General features: G+C 59.6%; 14 protein-coding genes. 13 read left to right on the top strand and 1 reads right to left on the bottom strand.

Features of this window, described 5'->3' with window-relative positions; translation table 11 throughout:
* Window positions 1-42: 42 nt before the first annotated feature.
* Window positions 43-525, bottom strand: a complete 483-nt coding sequence (locus VE009_RS20885; protein ID WP_325011022.1) for a DinB family protein — start codon at window positions 523-525, stop codon at window positions 43-45.
* 129 nt (window positions 526-654) lie between these two features.
* Here VE009_RS20885 and VE009_RS20890 point away from each other — a divergent pair, with 129 nt between their 5' ends.
* The 13 genes from VE009_RS20890 (at window position 655) to VE009_RS20950 (ending at window position 14592) form a co-directional block, all read left to right on the top strand.
* On the top strand, window positions 655-1296 hold the full coding sequence (locus VE009_RS20890; RefSeq protein WP_325011024.1) for a CGNR zinc finger domain-containing protein: 642 nt from the start codon (window positions 655-657) through the stop codon (window positions 1294-1296).
* Window positions 1297-1465: 169 nt separating this feature from the next.
* Window positions 1466-1864 carry an NADH-quinone oxidoreductase subunit A gene (locus VE009_RS20895; RefSeq protein ID WP_325011026.1) on the top strand — a complete coding sequence of 133 codons (399 nt, stop codon included), beginning with the start codon at window positions 1466-1468 and terminating at the stop codon, window positions 1862-1864.
* Window positions 1849-2367, top strand: a complete 519-nt coding sequence (locus VE009_RS20900; RefSeq protein ID WP_325011028.1) for an NADH-quinone oxidoreductase subunit B family protein — start codon at window positions 1849-1851, stop codon at window positions 2365-2367. The genes VE009_RS20895 and VE009_RS20900 overlap by 16 nt, the downstream gene beginning before the upstream one ends.
* Complete coding sequence (locus tag VE009_RS20905; protein WP_325011030.1) at window positions 2364-3386, top strand: NADH-quinone oxidoreductase subunit C; 1023 nt, start codon at window positions 2364-2366, stop codon at window positions 3384-3386. The genes VE009_RS20900 and VE009_RS20905 overlap by 4 nt, the downstream gene beginning before the upstream one ends.
* A 7-nt stretch (window positions 3387-3393) precedes the next feature.
* Window positions 3394-4497: an NADH-quinone oxidoreductase subunit D gene (locus VE009_RS20910; RefSeq protein ID WP_325011031.1), complete on the top strand. Its 1104-nt coding sequence runs from the start codon at window positions 3394-3396 to the stop codon at window positions 4495-4497.
* Window positions 4497-5498: an NADH-quinone oxidoreductase subunit NuoH gene (gene nuoH, locus VE009_RS20915; RefSeq protein ID WP_325011033.1), complete on the top strand. Its 1002-nt coding sequence runs from the start codon at window positions 4497-4499 to the stop codon at window positions 5496-5498. The genes VE009_RS20910 and nuoH overlap by 1 nt, the downstream gene beginning before the upstream one ends.
* Window positions 5499-5522: 24 nt before the next feature.
* The gene (gene nuoI / locus VE009_RS20920) at window positions 5523-5975 is read left to right on the top strand and encodes an NADH-quinone oxidoreductase subunit NuoI (protein ID WP_325011035.1); all 453 of its coding nucleotides are present in this window, start codon (window positions 5523-5525) and stop codon (window positions 5973-5975) included.
* Entirely contained in the window at window positions 5976-6488 is a 513-nt protein-coding gene (locus tag VE009_RS20925) for an NADH-quinone oxidoreductase subunit J (protein WP_325011037.1), read from the top strand.
* Window positions 6489-6496: 8 nt separating this feature from the next.
* Window positions 6497-6799 (top strand): NADH-quinone oxidoreductase subunit NuoK, encoded by a 303-nt coding sequence (gene nuoK, locus VE009_RS20930; RefSeq protein WP_325011466.1) that lies wholly within the window; start codon window positions 6497-6499, stop codon window positions 6797-6799.
* Window positions 6800-6814: 15 nt separating this feature from the next.
* Entirely contained in the window at window positions 6815-8680 is a 1866-nt protein-coding gene (nuoL, locus tag VE009_RS20935; RefSeq protein WP_325011039.1) for an NADH-quinone oxidoreductase subunit L, read from the top strand.
* Window positions 8681-10312, top strand: a complete 1632-nt coding sequence (locus tag VE009_RS20940) for an NADH-quinone oxidoreductase subunit M (protein WP_325011041.1) — start codon at window positions 8681-8683, stop codon at window positions 10310-10312. It begins immediately after the preceding gene.
* Between the two features lie 3 nt (window positions 10313-10315).
* The gene (locus tag VE009_RS20945; protein WP_325011043.1) at window positions 10316-11842 is read left to right on the top strand and encodes an NADH-quinone oxidoreductase subunit N; all 1527 of its coding nucleotides are present in this window, start codon (window positions 10316-10318) and stop codon (window positions 11840-11842) included.
* Window positions 11843-12048: 206 nt separating this feature from the next.
* Entirely contained in the window at window positions 12049-14592 is a 2544-nt protein-coding gene (locus VE009_RS20950; protein ID WP_325011046.1) for a S8 family serine peptidase, read from the top strand.
* Window positions 14593-14606 lie beyond the last annotated feature (14 nt).

Genomic DNA, 14606 nt, shown 5'->3' on the forward strand with positions numbered 1-14606 from the left:
CGCCGGACCAATGGTCGGAAGCCATCCTTTTTTTACAAACCGTTACAAGATGGGCTCGCGACCGTGAAGCCTGCGTACATAAGCGATTTGCCCGGCATGGAACGCTTCATGATGAAGGAGATTCTGCACGAGATCGTAAGGCGCGGGACGCTCCGGGTTCGCCCCGAGGAGGAAAGCCTCGTCGCCGAGCGAGACGGCCGTCTCGCGGAACGTCCGGCGTACTTCGGCATAGCGTTCGATCGATTCGCTCCATGCTTCGGCGGTCAGCGACGCCGGGGTTTCGACCCAGCTGCGGGACTCGTCCCATTGTTCGGGAAGCCCGCGAAGCCGACGGGTCGCTTCTTCGGCGCTGTACATTAAATGATGCAGCAGCTCGTAAATCGTGTGCCCGCCTTGAGACGGCCGGCGAATCGCTTCCTCCGCAGACACGGCGGCGAGCAAATCCTGCAGCGGAGCATACCAATGGTTGCCGAGGAAAATCATATCGAATTGTTTCGCTAATAAGGCTCCGGGCGTAAAAATCATTTGAATAACCTCCAAAACAGATTTTAATGGTTATAATACAAATGTAACTGGGCAACATTGCCAATGTCAATCCTCAAAGTAATATAAAGAAAGATAAAATGCGCAAGAACGGAACGGGGGACGGCACGAATGGAACATAAAGATACGGGTATGACATTCAGCTTTCTTGGAGGGGCTGCGCCGCTCGATTTTTGCAATACGGTAGACTGGCATACTAGCGAGACGCCGCAAGACCGGCTTCGCGGCTACGGGGATTTCGTCGCGTGGGCGATAGCCGCGGGGGTCGTTTCGGAAGATGAAGCGGAAACATGTCTTGCGGCCGCTCGCGGGCGAGACCGAGAGGCGGACGAGGCGTTCCGGGAGGCGATCGAACTTAGGGAAACGATGTTCCGCGTATTCAGCGCGGCGGCTCGACGGGAAAAGCCGGACGAGCGGGACGTCGCCCGGCTCAATGAAGCGTGGAAAGAGACGTCTGCGCGCCTTGCGCTCGCCCACGGCGACGGCGGTTTCGAATGGCGCTGGACCTTCGGGAGCAAAACGGATCTGCTGCGGCCCCTGTACCCAATCGTTCGGGCGGCCGTCGAACTGCTCGTCTCTCCGCGGGCGGCCGACCTGCGCCGATGCGAGGGACCGCCCGGCTGCGGATGGTTGTTCTTGGACCGGACGAAAAATCGGAGCCGGCGCTGGTGCAGTATGAGCGACTGCGGCAATCGGGCCAAAACGCGCCGTTACTATCAGCGCCGCCGCGAAAACGGGAAAAATGACGGATAAACATCCGGCGGTTTTGGGAACGATGGAAAAATGAGACTGCGGGAAAAGGCTTGCGGCAGGCGGGAGAGCTTGTACGAAAACGCTTCTTTTCATGTACGCGGGTGGAAGTTTTTGATATAATGAGAACGGTTTTATCAGGAAAACATTTCAAGTCTCATAAGGGAACCTTATGTGCGAACAAGGAGGAGACGAAGGCTTGGAACATTACATGAACAATTACGTGCTCGTGGCGATTTTCGTCGCGCTCGGGATTTTCCTGCCCGTCGCCGCGCTGACGATCGGCAAGCTGCTCAGGCCGCACAAGCCGACGCCGGAGAAGCTGACGACGTATGAAAGCGGCAACGAGCCGGTCGGCACGGGGCAAGTTCGGTTCAACGTTCGATACTATCTGTTCGCGCTGATGTTCGTTATTTTCGATGTCGAGGCCGTGTTCTTATATCCATGGGCCGTCGCATACGATCAATTGGGCCTGTTCGCCGTCGTGGAGATGCTCATCTTCGTCTTGTTGCTCGTGATCGGCTTGATCTATGCCTGGAAGAAGAAGGTGTTGAAATGGACCTCGATTTAAACAAAATTTCGCCCGAAGAACACGAGGAGATGCAGCGCAACGTTTTCATGACGACGCTCGAGCAGCTCAAGGCGTGGGCGCGGAGCAACTCGCTCTGGCCGATGACGTTCGGGCTCGCTTGCTGCGCGATCGAGATGATGGGCACCGGCGGTTCGCACTACGACTTGGACCGGTTCGGCGTCATTTTTCGGACATCTCCCCGCCAATCGGACGTTATGATCGTCGCGGGCACCGTGACGAAGAAGATGGGACCGTTGCTGCGGAAGCTGTACGACCAAATGCCGGAGCCGAAATGGGTCATCGCGATGGGCTCGTGCGCGACCGCGGGCGGCCCTTACGTCAAATCGTACTCGGTCGTCAAGGGCGTCGATCAAATCGTGCCCGTCGACGTGTACATTCCGGGTTGTCCGCCGAATCCGGCCGCTCTGATCTACGGCATTAACAAGCTGCAAGAGAAAATCCGGTACGAAGCGAAGACCGGAAAGCGGGTGACGAGTCAGTGACGGAAGACGATAAAGTAAAGAAGGCGGCGGAGGAACTGGCGAAGGAAGCCGGTCCGAATCCGCCAGAGAAGGCGCCGGAGGGATACGACGTGTCCGTGCCGCAGAACGAGGCGGAGGTCGCGAAGTATACGCCGGAGCCGGATAAGGACGGAGAAATCCATACGAACGCCGTCGGCGAGAAGGTGAAGGTCGAGGACGGACACGCGACGCCGACGGAGGCAACGGTGCAGAAGGCGGAAGCGCTGCAGGCGCAAGGGGAAGAGGTCGCCAAGGAGCGGGCGCGGGACGCCCAAGCCGTCGATGCCGGAGTGAAGGAAAAGGCGCAGACAAGCGGAGCGGATTCGCAAGGCGAGACGCAGCCTGTTCCCGCGAAAGCGGTTACGGACGAGGAGAAGGAAGCGCGCGTAAAGCGCGCGGCCGAGGCGAGAGCGGCCCGCGCCGCCGCCGGAGGCGAAGGCGCCGCGGAACGGCCTGCGCGCGCTCCGCGCGCGCCTAAGGCGGAGGAAGGCTCCGCGGAGCCGCCCAAGCCGAAGGAGCCGTCGAAAAATCAGCCGCTGCTCGATCGCATCGCGGCCATTTTGAAGGAAGAAGTCGGAGAAGACGCGGTCGAGAAGGCGGAAATCAACGACAAGAGCGGCGAGATCCCGACCTTGACCGTGAAGAGCGACCGCTGGTTCGCCGCGGCCCGGACGCTCAAGACGCATCCGGAGCTGTCATTCCACTATCTCCGCAACTTGTCCGGCGTCGATCAGGAAACGCATCTCGAAGTGGTGTACCACTTGATTCACTTGGAATCGAAGCGGGAGGCGTGCGTCAAGGTGAAAACGGACCGCGAACAACCGTCGATCCCTTCGGTCACGCCGCTATGGTCGACGGCCGATTGGAACGAGCGGGAAGTGTACGATTTGTTCGGCATCGATTTCCCGGGTCATCCCGACCTGCGCCGCATCATGATGGCCGACGATTGGGTCGGCCATCCGCTGCGCAAAGACTACGAACCGCTGGACCCGGAGGTGTAACCGGCTCATGGCATTAAGAACCGAAGAACTGCTGCTCAACGTCGGCCCGCAGCACCCGAGCACCCACGGCGTATTCCGGATCGTCGTCAAGCTGGACGGCGAGATCATCAAAGAAGCGACGCCGGTGATGGGGTACTTGCACCGCGGCACGGAGAAGCTCGCCGAGAACTTAACGTACACGCAGATCATCCCGTATACGGACCGGATGGACTACGTATCGGCGATGACGAATAACTATGTGCTGTGCCACACGGTAGAGAAATTGATGGAGCTCGAAATTCCGGAGCGCGCGGAGTACCTGCGCCTCATCGTTATGGAGCTGCAACGCGTCGCGTCCCATCTCGTCTGGTGGGGAACGTACTTGCTCGATATCGGCGCGATGAGTCCGTTCCTGTACGCGTTCCGGGATCGGGAAGTCATTATCAATTTGTTCAACGAGCTGTGCGGCGCGCGTCTTACATACTTTTACATGCGCGTCGGCGGCGTAAAATGGGACGCGCCCGAGGGCTGGATTCAGAAGGTCCGCGATTTCGTGCCGTATATGCGCGAGAAGCTGGAGGAATACCATAACCTCGTCAGCGGCAACGAAATTTTCTTGTCCCGAATCAAAGGCGTCGGCCAATACGACGCGCAAACCGCCATCGATTACGGTCTTAGCGGGGCGAACCTGCGCTGCACCGGCGTCAAATGGGATTTGCGCAAAGATCAACCGTACAGCCTGTATTCGAAATTCGACTTCGACGTTCCCGTCGGGAAGAACGGCGACTGCTACGACCGCTACCAAGTCCGTCTTGCGGAGATCGAACAAAGCCTTCGCATTCTGGAGCAGGCGGTCGACAACTTCCCCGGCGAAGGTCCGATCATGGGCAAAGTACCGCGGGTCATCCGCCCGCCGGAAGGGGAAATTTACGCCGCGATCGAATCGCCGCGGGGGGAAATCGGCTGCTATATCGTATCGAGAGGCAAAGATAAGCCGTTCCGCTTGAAATTCCGCCGCCCGTCGTTCGTCAATCTGCAAATTTTGCCGAAGCTGCTCGTCGGCGAATCGATGACGAACTTAATTACGATTTTAGGGGCGACCGATATCGTAGTCGGGGAGGTCGACGGCTGATGACGTATTTCGAAAATCCGCTGACGTGGACCGGTTTTATCACGATGCTGCTGGTCGGCGTGCTGATGCTGCTCGTCGTGCTCGGGTTCGTCACCTACGCGATATACTTCGAGCGCAAGGTCATCGGCTGGATGCAGTTTCGGATCGGCCCGAACCGGGTCGGCCCGTTCGGCCTGCTCCAGTCCGTCGCGGACGTGGCGAAGCTGCTGCTGAAGGAAGACACGATTCCGTCCAAAGCGGACCGCGCCCTGTTTATCCTCGCGCCGGCCATCGCGTTCGTCCCTTCGTTCGGCGTCATCGCCGTGCTGCCGTATACGAGCAACCTGTACGCGGCCGACCTGAACGTCGGCTTGCTGTATTACGGCGCGCTCACCAGCATCTCGACGCTCGGCATCGTGCTGGGCGGCTGGGCGTCCAACAACAAATATTCGCTGCTCGGCGGGATGCGCTCCGCCGCGCAAATGATCTCGTACGAAGTGCCGCTCATCCTGTCGATGGTCGGCGTCATCATGCTGTCGGGCAGCCTCAACCTGCGAACGATCGTCGAAGGGCAAGCGGGCTGGTTTTGGAACTGGAACCTGTTCCCCCAAATCATCGCCTTCGGCGTATTTCTGATCGCGGCGGTGTCCGAATTGAATCGGACGCCGTTCGACCTGCCGGAGGCCGAATCGGAGCTTGTCGCCGGCTATCACGTCGAGTACAGCGGCTTCCGGTTCGCCTTCTTCATGCTGGCTGAGTACGTATACGTCTACGCGATCGCGGCGTTGACGACGGTGCTGTTCCTCGGCGGATGGCATGCGCCGCTGCCGTTCCTCGCGTTCGTGCCGGAATTGATTTGGTTCCTGCTCAAGTTTTCGGCGGTCGTGTTCTTCCTGTTCTGGCTGCGCGCGACGATGCCGCGGGTGCGGGTGGATCAGCTGATGGGCCTCGCCTGGAAGTATTTGCTGCCGATCGCGCTCTTGAACATTTTCCTTACGGCGCTCGTGAAAGAACTCCTGTAAATAGAGCTGGATGGAGGGGTACCCATGAAAGGGATCGCGAAAGGCTTGGGCGTCACGCTCAAAAGCATGACCAAACAAAAAGTGACCTACGCTTATCCCGACGTGCCGATGACGATGCCGGATCGATTCCGCGGCGTGCAGCATTTCGACCCGGACAAATGCATCGTGTGCAACCAATGCGCGCGCATTTGCCCGACCGAGTGCATTACGCTGACGGGCAAGCCGAATCCGGACCCGGAGAAAAAGGGCAAAGTCATCGACACGTACGACATCAACTTCGAAATTTGTATTCTTTGCGATCTGTGCACGGAGGTATGCCCGACCGAAGCGATCGTCATGACGAACAACTTCGAATTGGCGACGTACAGCCGAGACGATCTATTCAAAAACATGGAATGGCTGAACGACAACAACACGAACATCCGCAGCGAGAATACCCGCAACCCGCAGCCTGGCGGCAAAGGAGGGGCCAATTAAATGTCGTTCCTGACAGGCGAATTGGTCGCCTTCTTCGTGTTTGCGCTCCTCGTGATCGGCGGATCGATATTCATGCTGAGCTTCACCAAAGTGGTGCATATGGTCGTCTCGCTGGCATTCGCATTTCTTAGCCTCGGCGGACTGTACGTGCTTTTGGAAGCTGAATTCGTCGCCTTCGTGCAAATTCTTATTTACGCGGGCGCCGTGTCGATTCTGATGATTTTCGGGATCATGCTGACGAAGCACGAGTCGAGCGACGAGGCGCCGCCGTGGACGCGCCAAGAAACATGGGCGGCGCTCGGCTGCGTCGCGCTGTTCGGCATTTTGTTTTTCGCCATCCAACGGGCCGAGCTGCCGAGAGGGGCAACGTTCGATCCGGGCGCCGATAATACGCGCGCGATCGGCGAAATCATTTTCACGGAGCGGGTGCTGCCGTTCGAACTGGTGTCGGTGCTGCTTACCGTCGCCTTCATCGGCGCCATCGTGCTCGCCAGAAGGGAGGAAGGACCGTGACGGTGGATTTGGCCTCTTCTTACCTCACTTTGGCGGCGATTTTGTTCTGCATCGGGCTGTTCGGCGCCTTGACGAAGCGCAACGCGGTCATCGTGCTGCTTTCGATCGAATTGATGCTGAACGCGGTCAACCTGAACTTGGTCGCCTTATCGAAGTACGGCGTCGTGCCGTCCTTGACGGGGCAAGTGTTCTCGCTGTTTACGATCACGGTCGCGGCGGCGGAGGCGGCGGTCGGGGTCGCCATCCTTATCGCGCTGTTCCGTAACCGGGGAATTAGCGACGTGCAAGATATGAACGAGATGAAGCATTAAAGGAGGGGAAGGCAGATGGATTCTACGTTCGTGCAATACGCTTGGCTGATCCCGCTCTTTCCGCTCCTGAGCTTCTTGATGCTGACGGCCATGGGCAAAGGAGCGCGCGTCGTCGGTCCGGCGATCGGCACCGTCGCCGCATTCGCGTCGCTGGGCCTCTCGCTGCTCGTCTTCTTCGAACGGATGAACGGGGCGGCGGCTTATACGTGGGACGATTGGCGATGGATCGACATCGGCAGCTTCTCGCTGTATATGGGCTTCGAAGTGACGAATTTGAACGCGCTGATGCTGGTCATCGTAACGCTGGTCAGCGCCTTGGTAAACTTGTATTCCATCGGCTACATGTCCGACGACGAGCGCATCTCGACGTTCTTCGCGTACGTGTCGCTCTTTACGTTCTCGATGCTCGGGCTCGTGTTGTCGTCCAACATCTTGATGCTTTACATCTTCTGGGAGCTGGTAGGCGTCTGCTCGTTCCTGTTGATCGGCTTCTGGTATCACAAGCCCGAGGCGAAAGCCGCCGCGAAGAAGGCGTTCATCGTCACGAGAATCGGCGACGTCGGGTTGTTTATCGCCATCCTGCTGCTGTGGTGGGCGATGCCAGGCCACCAGCTCGATTTCAACTCCATTCACAATGCGTTTATCGGAGGGGAGATCGACCAGGGGCTCGCCGCATGGATCGCGATATTGATTTTCGTCGGCGCGGTCGGCAAGTCGGGTCAATTCCCGCTGCACACCTGGCTTCCGGACGCGATGGAAGGACCTACGCCGATTTCGGCGCTCATCCATGCCGCGACGATGGTGGCGGCGGGCGTCTACTTAGTGGCGCGTACGTACGATATTTTCTTGGCGTCGCCGCTGGCGCTGGACGTCGTGGCGTACGTCGGCGCGTTCACCGCGCTGTTCGCGGCGTTGATCGCCGTCGCGCAGAACGATATCAAGCGGGTGCTCGCGTATTCCACCGTCAGCCAGTTGGGGTATATGATGCTGTCGCTCGGCATGGGCTCAGAGCTCGGGAAGACGGCCGCGCTGTTCCACCTGTTTACGCACGCGTTCTTCAAAGCGCTGCTGTTCCTCGGGGCGGGCAGCGTGATCCACGCCGTACATAAACAAGACATCCGCGAGATGGGCGGATTGTTCGGGCCGATGAAGATTACCGCCGTCACGTTCGCGATCGGCACGCTGGCGCTCTCCGGCTTGTTCCCGTTCGCCGGCTTCTGGTCGAAGGACGCGATTTTGACGGAGACGCTCCACCACGGACACACGATCCTATTCGCGGTCGGATTGCTGGCTGCATTTTTTACAGCTTTTTACATGACACGGTTGTATGTGAAAGTATTTCTCGGGAAATGGCGCGCGGACCAACCATCGCACGCGCACGAATCGCCGCTGGTCATGACGCTGCCGCTTATCGTGCTGGCGGTGCTCGCGGTCGCAGCCGGTTTCGTCAACTTGCCGGGGGAACCGTGGCTTGCGGGGTGGCTTGAAGGGAAGACGCTCACCGAGCACGCGGACTGGATCGTGATCATTTTGTCGAACGTCGCGGCGCTCGCGGGCATCGGCATTGGATATGCGGTGTTCCGGAAGCCGGAGGGCGAGGCGAACGCAACGGGCTGGTACGCCGTGCTCCGCAACAAGTTTTATATCGACGAACTGTATCAAGCCGTTATCGTAGCCCCGTACCGGGCGATCGGGCAGGCGCTTCACTTGTTCGACGTGTATGTCGTCGACGGCCTGGTCAAGCTAGTCGCCGCGGCGACGTCCGGCATCGGACGCGTCGGCACGAGGCTGCAGAACGGTCAATTGCAAACGTACGGAGCCATGATGCTGATCGGCTGCGTTCTGCTGATCGCGGCGCTGGCGGGAAGGAGGTTCCTCTAGATGCTCGATCAAATTCCAATCTTATCTTTGATCGTGTTCACGCCGCTGCTCGGCGTGCTTGCGCTGCTGTTCGTGCCTCGGCACAACGGCAGGTTGATCCAATGGATCGGCATCGGAACGACGTTCTTGCCGCTGCTGCTCAGCGCTTGGCTGTACGCCTCCTTCGACATCGCGAAGGCGGGAGACCAGTTCGCGGAAACGCTTCGTTGGATTCACGTTTCTCTGAATACGGAGCTGCTTGAACGGTTGGGGTCGGTAGAAACCTATCATGTGCAGTTCGATTACGCGCTGGCCGCGGACGGTTTATCGCTGCCGCTCGTGTTCCTGACCGCGCTCGTCGCCTCGATGGCAGCGCTCGCGTCGGTGACGATCAAGAAGCGGTTCAAGACGTATTTTATTCTGTTTCTGTTGTTGGAAACGGGCATGCTCGGCGTGTTTTTAGCGAGAGATTTGTTCCTGTTCTTCTTGTTCTTCGAAATTACGCTCGTCCCTATGTTCTTCTTAATAGGGATCTACGGGCTGTATGAAAGGGAAAAGGCGGCGAACAAGTTTCTTGTCTACAACGGCTTGGGTTCTGCGTTCATGCTGATCGCGTTCCTTATTTTGATTTCGACGGCGGGGATGACGGTCGAAGGATCTTCGTTCGTTTACTCCGGCGCCTACGACACGATTCTGAAAAACATGCAGGATGCGGCTTCCTTCGCGAATCTCGGACCGGAGCTCGGACAAAGCTTCCCGAATCCGTTCTTCCTGACGGAGGGGAACCGGACGCTGGTCTTCTTCCTGCTGTTGATCGCGTTCGGCATCAAGCTGCCGATCTTCCCGTTCCATACGTGGATGCTCCGGGTGCATACGGAAGCGCCGCCGCCGATCGTCATGATTCACTCCGGCGTGCTCCTCAAGATGGGCGCTTACGGTTTGCTGAAATTCGGCGTGTTTCTGTTCCCGAGCGAAGCGAAGCAGTGGGCCGTCCTGATCGCCGTCTTGGGCGTGGTGAATATTTTGTACGGCGCCGCGCTCGCATTCGTGCAGAAAGAGTTCAAGCTTATCCTTGCGTATTCGTCCGTGAGCCACATGGGCATCGTGCTGCTCGCCACGGCGGCGATGAACGGGATCGGGGTGCAAGGCGCCGTGTTCCAAATGGTGTCGCACGGCCTCATTTCCGCGCTCATGTTCTTGCTGGTCGGCAGCTTGTACGAACGGACGTCGTCGACGCAGCTGTCCGCGATGGGCGGCTTCGCGAAGTCGATGCCGTTCATGAGCGGGATGCTGCTGATCGCGGGCATGGCCTCGCTCGGACTGCCGGGTCTCTCCGGCTTCGTCAGCGAGCTGCTCGCGTTCCTGTCGTTGTTCGACGCGATGCCGATCTTGACGGCCGTCGGCTGCCTCGGCATCATTTTAGCGGCGGTCTACGTGCTTCGCGGGGTGCTCGCGATCACGTTCGGCCCGCCGAAGGAAGCTTCCCTGGGCTACAAAGACGCGCGATGGATCGAGGCGGTCCCGATGATCGCGTTGACGGCGTTTATTTTACTGATCGGCATCTATCCCGCCGTCTTGAGCGAACCGTTGCAAACGACGATCGGCGGGATCGAGCAGTGGCTCGCGGGTGCCGATGCGAACGGGGGAGGGTAAACGATGGAACCGACCGAATCTTTGCTGCGGCTGAAAGTCGCCGACCTCGCTCACTTGGCGCCGGAATTGACGCTCGTGATCGCGGCGGTCGTCTTCTCGCTGCTCGATCTCGCGCTGCCGCGTTCCGCGAGCCGGACGGCGATCGGCTGGCTGACGCTCGCCGCCCTGGCGGCGTCCGCCGTCTTCGCGGCGCTGCAGCTCGGCGTCGAACAGCCTATCGCCTTGCTGAACCAATCGTATCGCGTCGACGATTTCGCGCTCGTGATGAAGCTGCTGTTCCTCGCCGGGGCGGCGTTGTCGATTCTGATCAGCTTGGGCATGCGGAAAGACGATCTCGCGGGCGACGATGTGGGCGAATACTATTACTTCTATTTGCCCGCGACGCTCGGGGCGATGATCGTCGCATCGTCGGCGGATCTCATTATGCTGTTCGTCGGGATCGAGCTCCTCAGCATCACGACTTATATTATGGTAGGCATGCGCAAGAAGCTGTCCGTTTCCACGGAAGCGGCCTTCAAGTATATCGTGATGGGGGGCATTTCGTCGGCGTTCCTGCTGTACGGCATGTCGTTCCTGTACGGGCTGTCGGGCTCGACGAATCTGCTTGAAATTAATATGGCCTTGCGGACAGGCGGCATCGAGAGCTTCTCGGCGCTGCTGTACGTCAGCTTCTTCCTTATGCTGACGGGACTCGGATTCAAAATCGCCGCGGCGCCGTTCCACGCTTGGGCGCCGGACGTATACCAAGGCGCGGCGACGCCGGTGGCTGCGTATCTGGCCGTCGTCTCGAAAGCGGCGGGCTTCGCGATGCTGTTCCGCTTGTTCTATACGGCATTCTTCCAGACTGGTTCGACGGAAGCGCCGCTGCATCAAGACATGTTCCTAGCCCTCGCCGTGCTGGCGGCGGCGGCGATGGTCATCGGCAACGCGATGGCGCTTCGCCAGCAGAATGCCAAGCGGCTGCTCGCCCTGTCGGGCGTCGCGAACGCCGGCTATTTGCTCGTGCCGATCGCGGCCGACGTCGCATTGTTCCGCGTCAGCGGCTTCTCGGAGCTCGTCTACTATATGATCGCCTACTTGTTCATGAACATGGGGGCGTTCGCCGCGATCGCGATCGTTTCGCGGACGGAAGGCCACGACGAGCTGCGCGGGTTCGCAGGCTTGTATCATCGGGCGCCGTGGACGGCGTTCGCGATCGTGCTGATTGTGCTGTCGCTCGCCGGCATCCCGGTGACGGGCGGTTTCTTCGGGAAGCTGTTCATCCTGCTCGGCGCAATCGAGATGAAGCTGTTCTGGCTCGCGCTGCTCATGATCGCGACCAGCGTCATTTCGTTCTATTATTATTTCGGGTTTATCCGCCAAATGTTCATGCGCCCGGGCGCGGAGGAGACGCCGATCAAGGTTCCGCCGGTATTGGGTACCGCCCTGTGGCTGTCGGCGGCGGCCGGCGTGCTGATGGGTTTTTTCCCGGGTCCGCTGCTCGGATGGTTGGAAGGGTTGTTCCGGTTTACGACCGATTTCTTTATCTAGCGATTTCCGGAGGAAGGAGAGGCTGCGCGCCTCTCCTTTTTTTTGTCGCATAGTCTGTCGCGGACGTTTACTTTCCTTTACAAATACAGGCGGTTTGTTACATTTTTCCGAACGTTGATTTGGGGGAGGTTTTCGGAGCCCAATAGCGAATACAAATAATGGAGCAGACTTTTCCCTTGCAGGGTTAGCGGAAGCGGGGAACGAACATGAAACGACTGAAACGGATAAAAACGTGGATCCCGGCGTTGGTCGCCGTATGGGCCGCCGCCTTCATCGGGGCTGCTTCCCTTCAGGCGGCCGCCGCTCCGCCTAACGATCCGCATTATGATAAACAGAGCTACTTGAACCAGATCGGCGTGCCGGCGGCGTGGGAGAGAATCGCTTCCACGGGCAAGACGCTGAAGCCGGTGACCGTGGCGGTGATCGACACCGGCATCGATTTGAACCATCCCGATTTGAAAGGGAGGCTTATCGAAGGGGTCAATATTTTGCAGCCGAAGCGGCCGCCGCAGGACGACAACGGCCACGGCACCGCCGTCGCCGGCGTCATCGCGGCCGTCGCGGGGAACGGCGAAGGCATCGCCGGCATCGCGTCCAACGCGCGCATCATGCCGATCAAAGCGATCGACGCCAAAGGCGTCGGCGAGGAAGAGCATTTGGGGCAGGGCATCGAATACGCCGTCAATCATGGAGCGGATATCATCGTCTTGTCGCTCGGACTTCATTTGTATTCGCCGTACTTATCCGAAATCGTCGATTACGCGGAAAGCAAAGGCGTGCTTCTCGTGGCGGCGACCGGGAACGAAGGGAAGACCGTCCGATATCCGGCGGCGTACCCGTCCGTCGTCGCCGTGGGCGGCGCATCGCTTACGAACGAACACAAGGCGCTGTCCAATTTCGGTCCGGAGGTCGATCTGATCGCGCCGTGGTACGTGTACACGACCGGATTGAACGGCAAATACGTCAAAAAAGAGGGCACCTCGATGGCCGCGCCGCAAACGGCCGCCGTCGCCGCGCTGCTTCTTGGCCTCGATCCGAGCTTGACGCCGGGCGATATTCGGGAGTACCTGCGGCAGTCGGCGCAGCCGCTCGGCCCCGGTTGGAACGCGCGTACCGGCTATGGGCTGCTGCGGGCGGACGCGGCGGTCGCGCTGACGCCGAAGGCGGACGCCTTCGAGCCGAACGACCGCAAGGAGCAGGCGAAACCGGTGTCTACCGTCGGGCTCGTTAGGGGGGAATTGACGAACGGATCGGACGAAGATTGGTTCGCGTTCGATCCGCCGTATCCGGGCGAAATCGGCGTGAAGCTTCGCGGCGCTTCCGTGAACGCGGAACTGCTGCTGGATCAAGGCACCGGCAGCCGGATTCGGTACGATCTGTCGAACGGGGCGGCCGTAAGGCTGCCGGCTCCGGACGGGGAGCGGCTGCTCGCGGCGCTGCGGTTGAAACCGGGCGCGGCGGGGCCGGTTCGCTATGAGATGGAAACGTCCTTCCATATTTACACGGACCCGTACGAGCCGAACGACAAGGCATACCAGGCGTTCCGGCTGCCGGCGAAAGCATCCAATATCATCGAAGGCACGTTCAGCAAAATCGACGACCAAGACTGGTTCGCGCTGCCCGTCGACGCGCCGGGCACCGTGTCGCTGCGGTTGGAATCCGACACGCTGCGGATCGAACCGGAGCTGTACTTCATCCGCGACGGCGATTCGGCGGGCCATATGTTCGACGAGGTCGGGGAAGGGAAGCCGCTATATTCCGGCAATATAGACGTGAAACCGGGTTTGTACTACATCCGCGTGAGAAACATTAAAGCGGTGTACCCGCTGCCGGTGGCGGGCAAGTATAAGCTGACGATCGATTTCGAACGGAAGCTGCCGGACGTATTCGAGCCCAACAACCGTTCGTATCAAGCGACGACGATGGCGGCCGATAAGGTGTATAACGGCGTATTCGACTCGGCCAAAGACGAGGATTGGTTTCAAATCCGCATCAGTCGAAGAAGCTTGGTGACGGTCGACCTGACGGGCATTCCGTTGGATCGGTACATGTATTACACGCTCTATAATTCTAATACGCAGCAGAAATATGGGAAAACGAGCCCGTTCGGCACGACGACGATGCGCATGCGGCATGAATTGGAGCCCGGCGTCTATTACATTCGGTTGATGACGGATGCGGCGTTCCAAGATAAGCAGTACGGCATCATGTTCCAGCGCGCGCCGCTGGTGGCCGGCTTCGTCGATATGGATCGGCACTGGGCCGCCGAAGCCGTGGAAAAATTGGTCGCGAAGGGCATCGTCACCGGCTTTGGGGATTATCGGTTCCGGCCGAGCGGGACGTTGACGCGAGCCGAAGCGGCTGCCATGCTGGCGCGGGCGTACGGTTGGAAGGCGTCCGAAGGCGCCCAGGCGTTCCCGGACGTGCCGAGCACGCACTGGGCGAGCGACGCGGTGCAGGCGGCCGCGGGGCAAGGCGTCGTGCACGGGTATCCGGATGGAACGTTCCGTCCGAACGATCCGGTAACCCGCGCCGAGATGACCGTCATGGCGGCGCTTGCCGCGGGCAAGACGGCGGCGCCGGCGAAAGACGTCTTCGCCGACGTGGCTCGCAGCCATTGGGCGGCGCCGTATATTGCCGCATTCGCGGCGGAGGGACGACTGCAAGGCTTTAAAGACGGCACATTCCGTCCGAGCGAAATCGCGAGCCGCGCGGAGTTCGCCACGCTGCTCGCCAGACTCATGAACTGAACAAGTAGACATCG

Source organism: Paenibacillus sp. (assembly GCF_035645195.1).
In the GTDB taxonomy this organism is placed as follows: domain Bacteria; phylum Bacillota; class Bacilli; order Paenibacillales; family YIM-B00363; genus Paenibacillus_AE.

What these genes read in the sequence shown, in the direction of transcription:
- VE009_RS20945 (WP_325011043.1), top strand. Translation starts at nt 10,316, where the DNA reads ATGGAACCGACCGAATCTTTGCTGCGGCTGAAAGTCGCCGACCTCGCT.
- nuoL (WP_325011039.1), top strand. Translation starts at nt 6,815, where the DNA reads ATGGATTCTACGTTCGTGCAATACGCTTGGCTGATCCCGCTCTTTCCG.
- VE009_RS20900 (WP_325011028.1), top strand. Translation starts at nt 1,849, where the DNA reads ATGGACCTCGATTTAAACAAAATTTCGCCCGAAGAACACGAGGAGATG.
- VE009_RS20940 (WP_325011041.1), top strand. Translation starts at nt 8,681, where the DNA reads ATGCTCGATCAAATTCCAATCTTATCTTTGATCGTGTTCACGCCGCTG.
- VE009_RS20950 (WP_325011046.1), top strand. Translation starts at nt 12,049, where the DNA reads ATGAAACGACTGAAACGGATAAAAACGTGGATCCCGGCGTTGGTCGCC.
- VE009_RS20925 (WP_325011037.1), top strand. Translation starts at nt 5,976, where the DNA reads ATGTCGTTCCTGACAGGCGAATTGGTCGCCTTCTTCGTGTTTGCGCTC.
- VE009_RS20885 (WP_325011022.1), bottom strand. Translation starts at nt 525, where the DNA reads ATGATTTTTACGCCCGGAGCCTTATTAGCGAAACAATTCGATATGATT.
- VE009_RS20890 (WP_325011024.1), top strand. Translation starts at nt 655, where the DNA reads ATGGAACATAAAGATACGGGTATGACATTCAGCTTTCTTGGAGGGGCT.
- nuoI (WP_325011035.1), top strand. Translation starts at nt 5,523, where the DNA reads ATGAAAGGGATCGCGAAAGGCTTGGGCGTCACGCTCAAAAGCATGACC.
- VE009_RS20895 (WP_325011026.1), top strand. Translation starts at nt 1,466, where the DNA reads ATGTGCGAACAAGGAGGAGACGAAGGCTTGGAACATTACATGAACAAT.
- VE009_RS20910 (WP_325011031.1), top strand. Translation starts at nt 3,394, where the DNA reads ATGGCATTAAGAACCGAAGAACTGCTGCTCAACGTCGGCCCGCAGCAC.
- nuoH (WP_325011033.1), top strand. Translation starts at nt 4,497, where the DNA reads ATGACGTATTTCGAAAATCCGCTGACGTGGACCGGTTTTATCACGATG.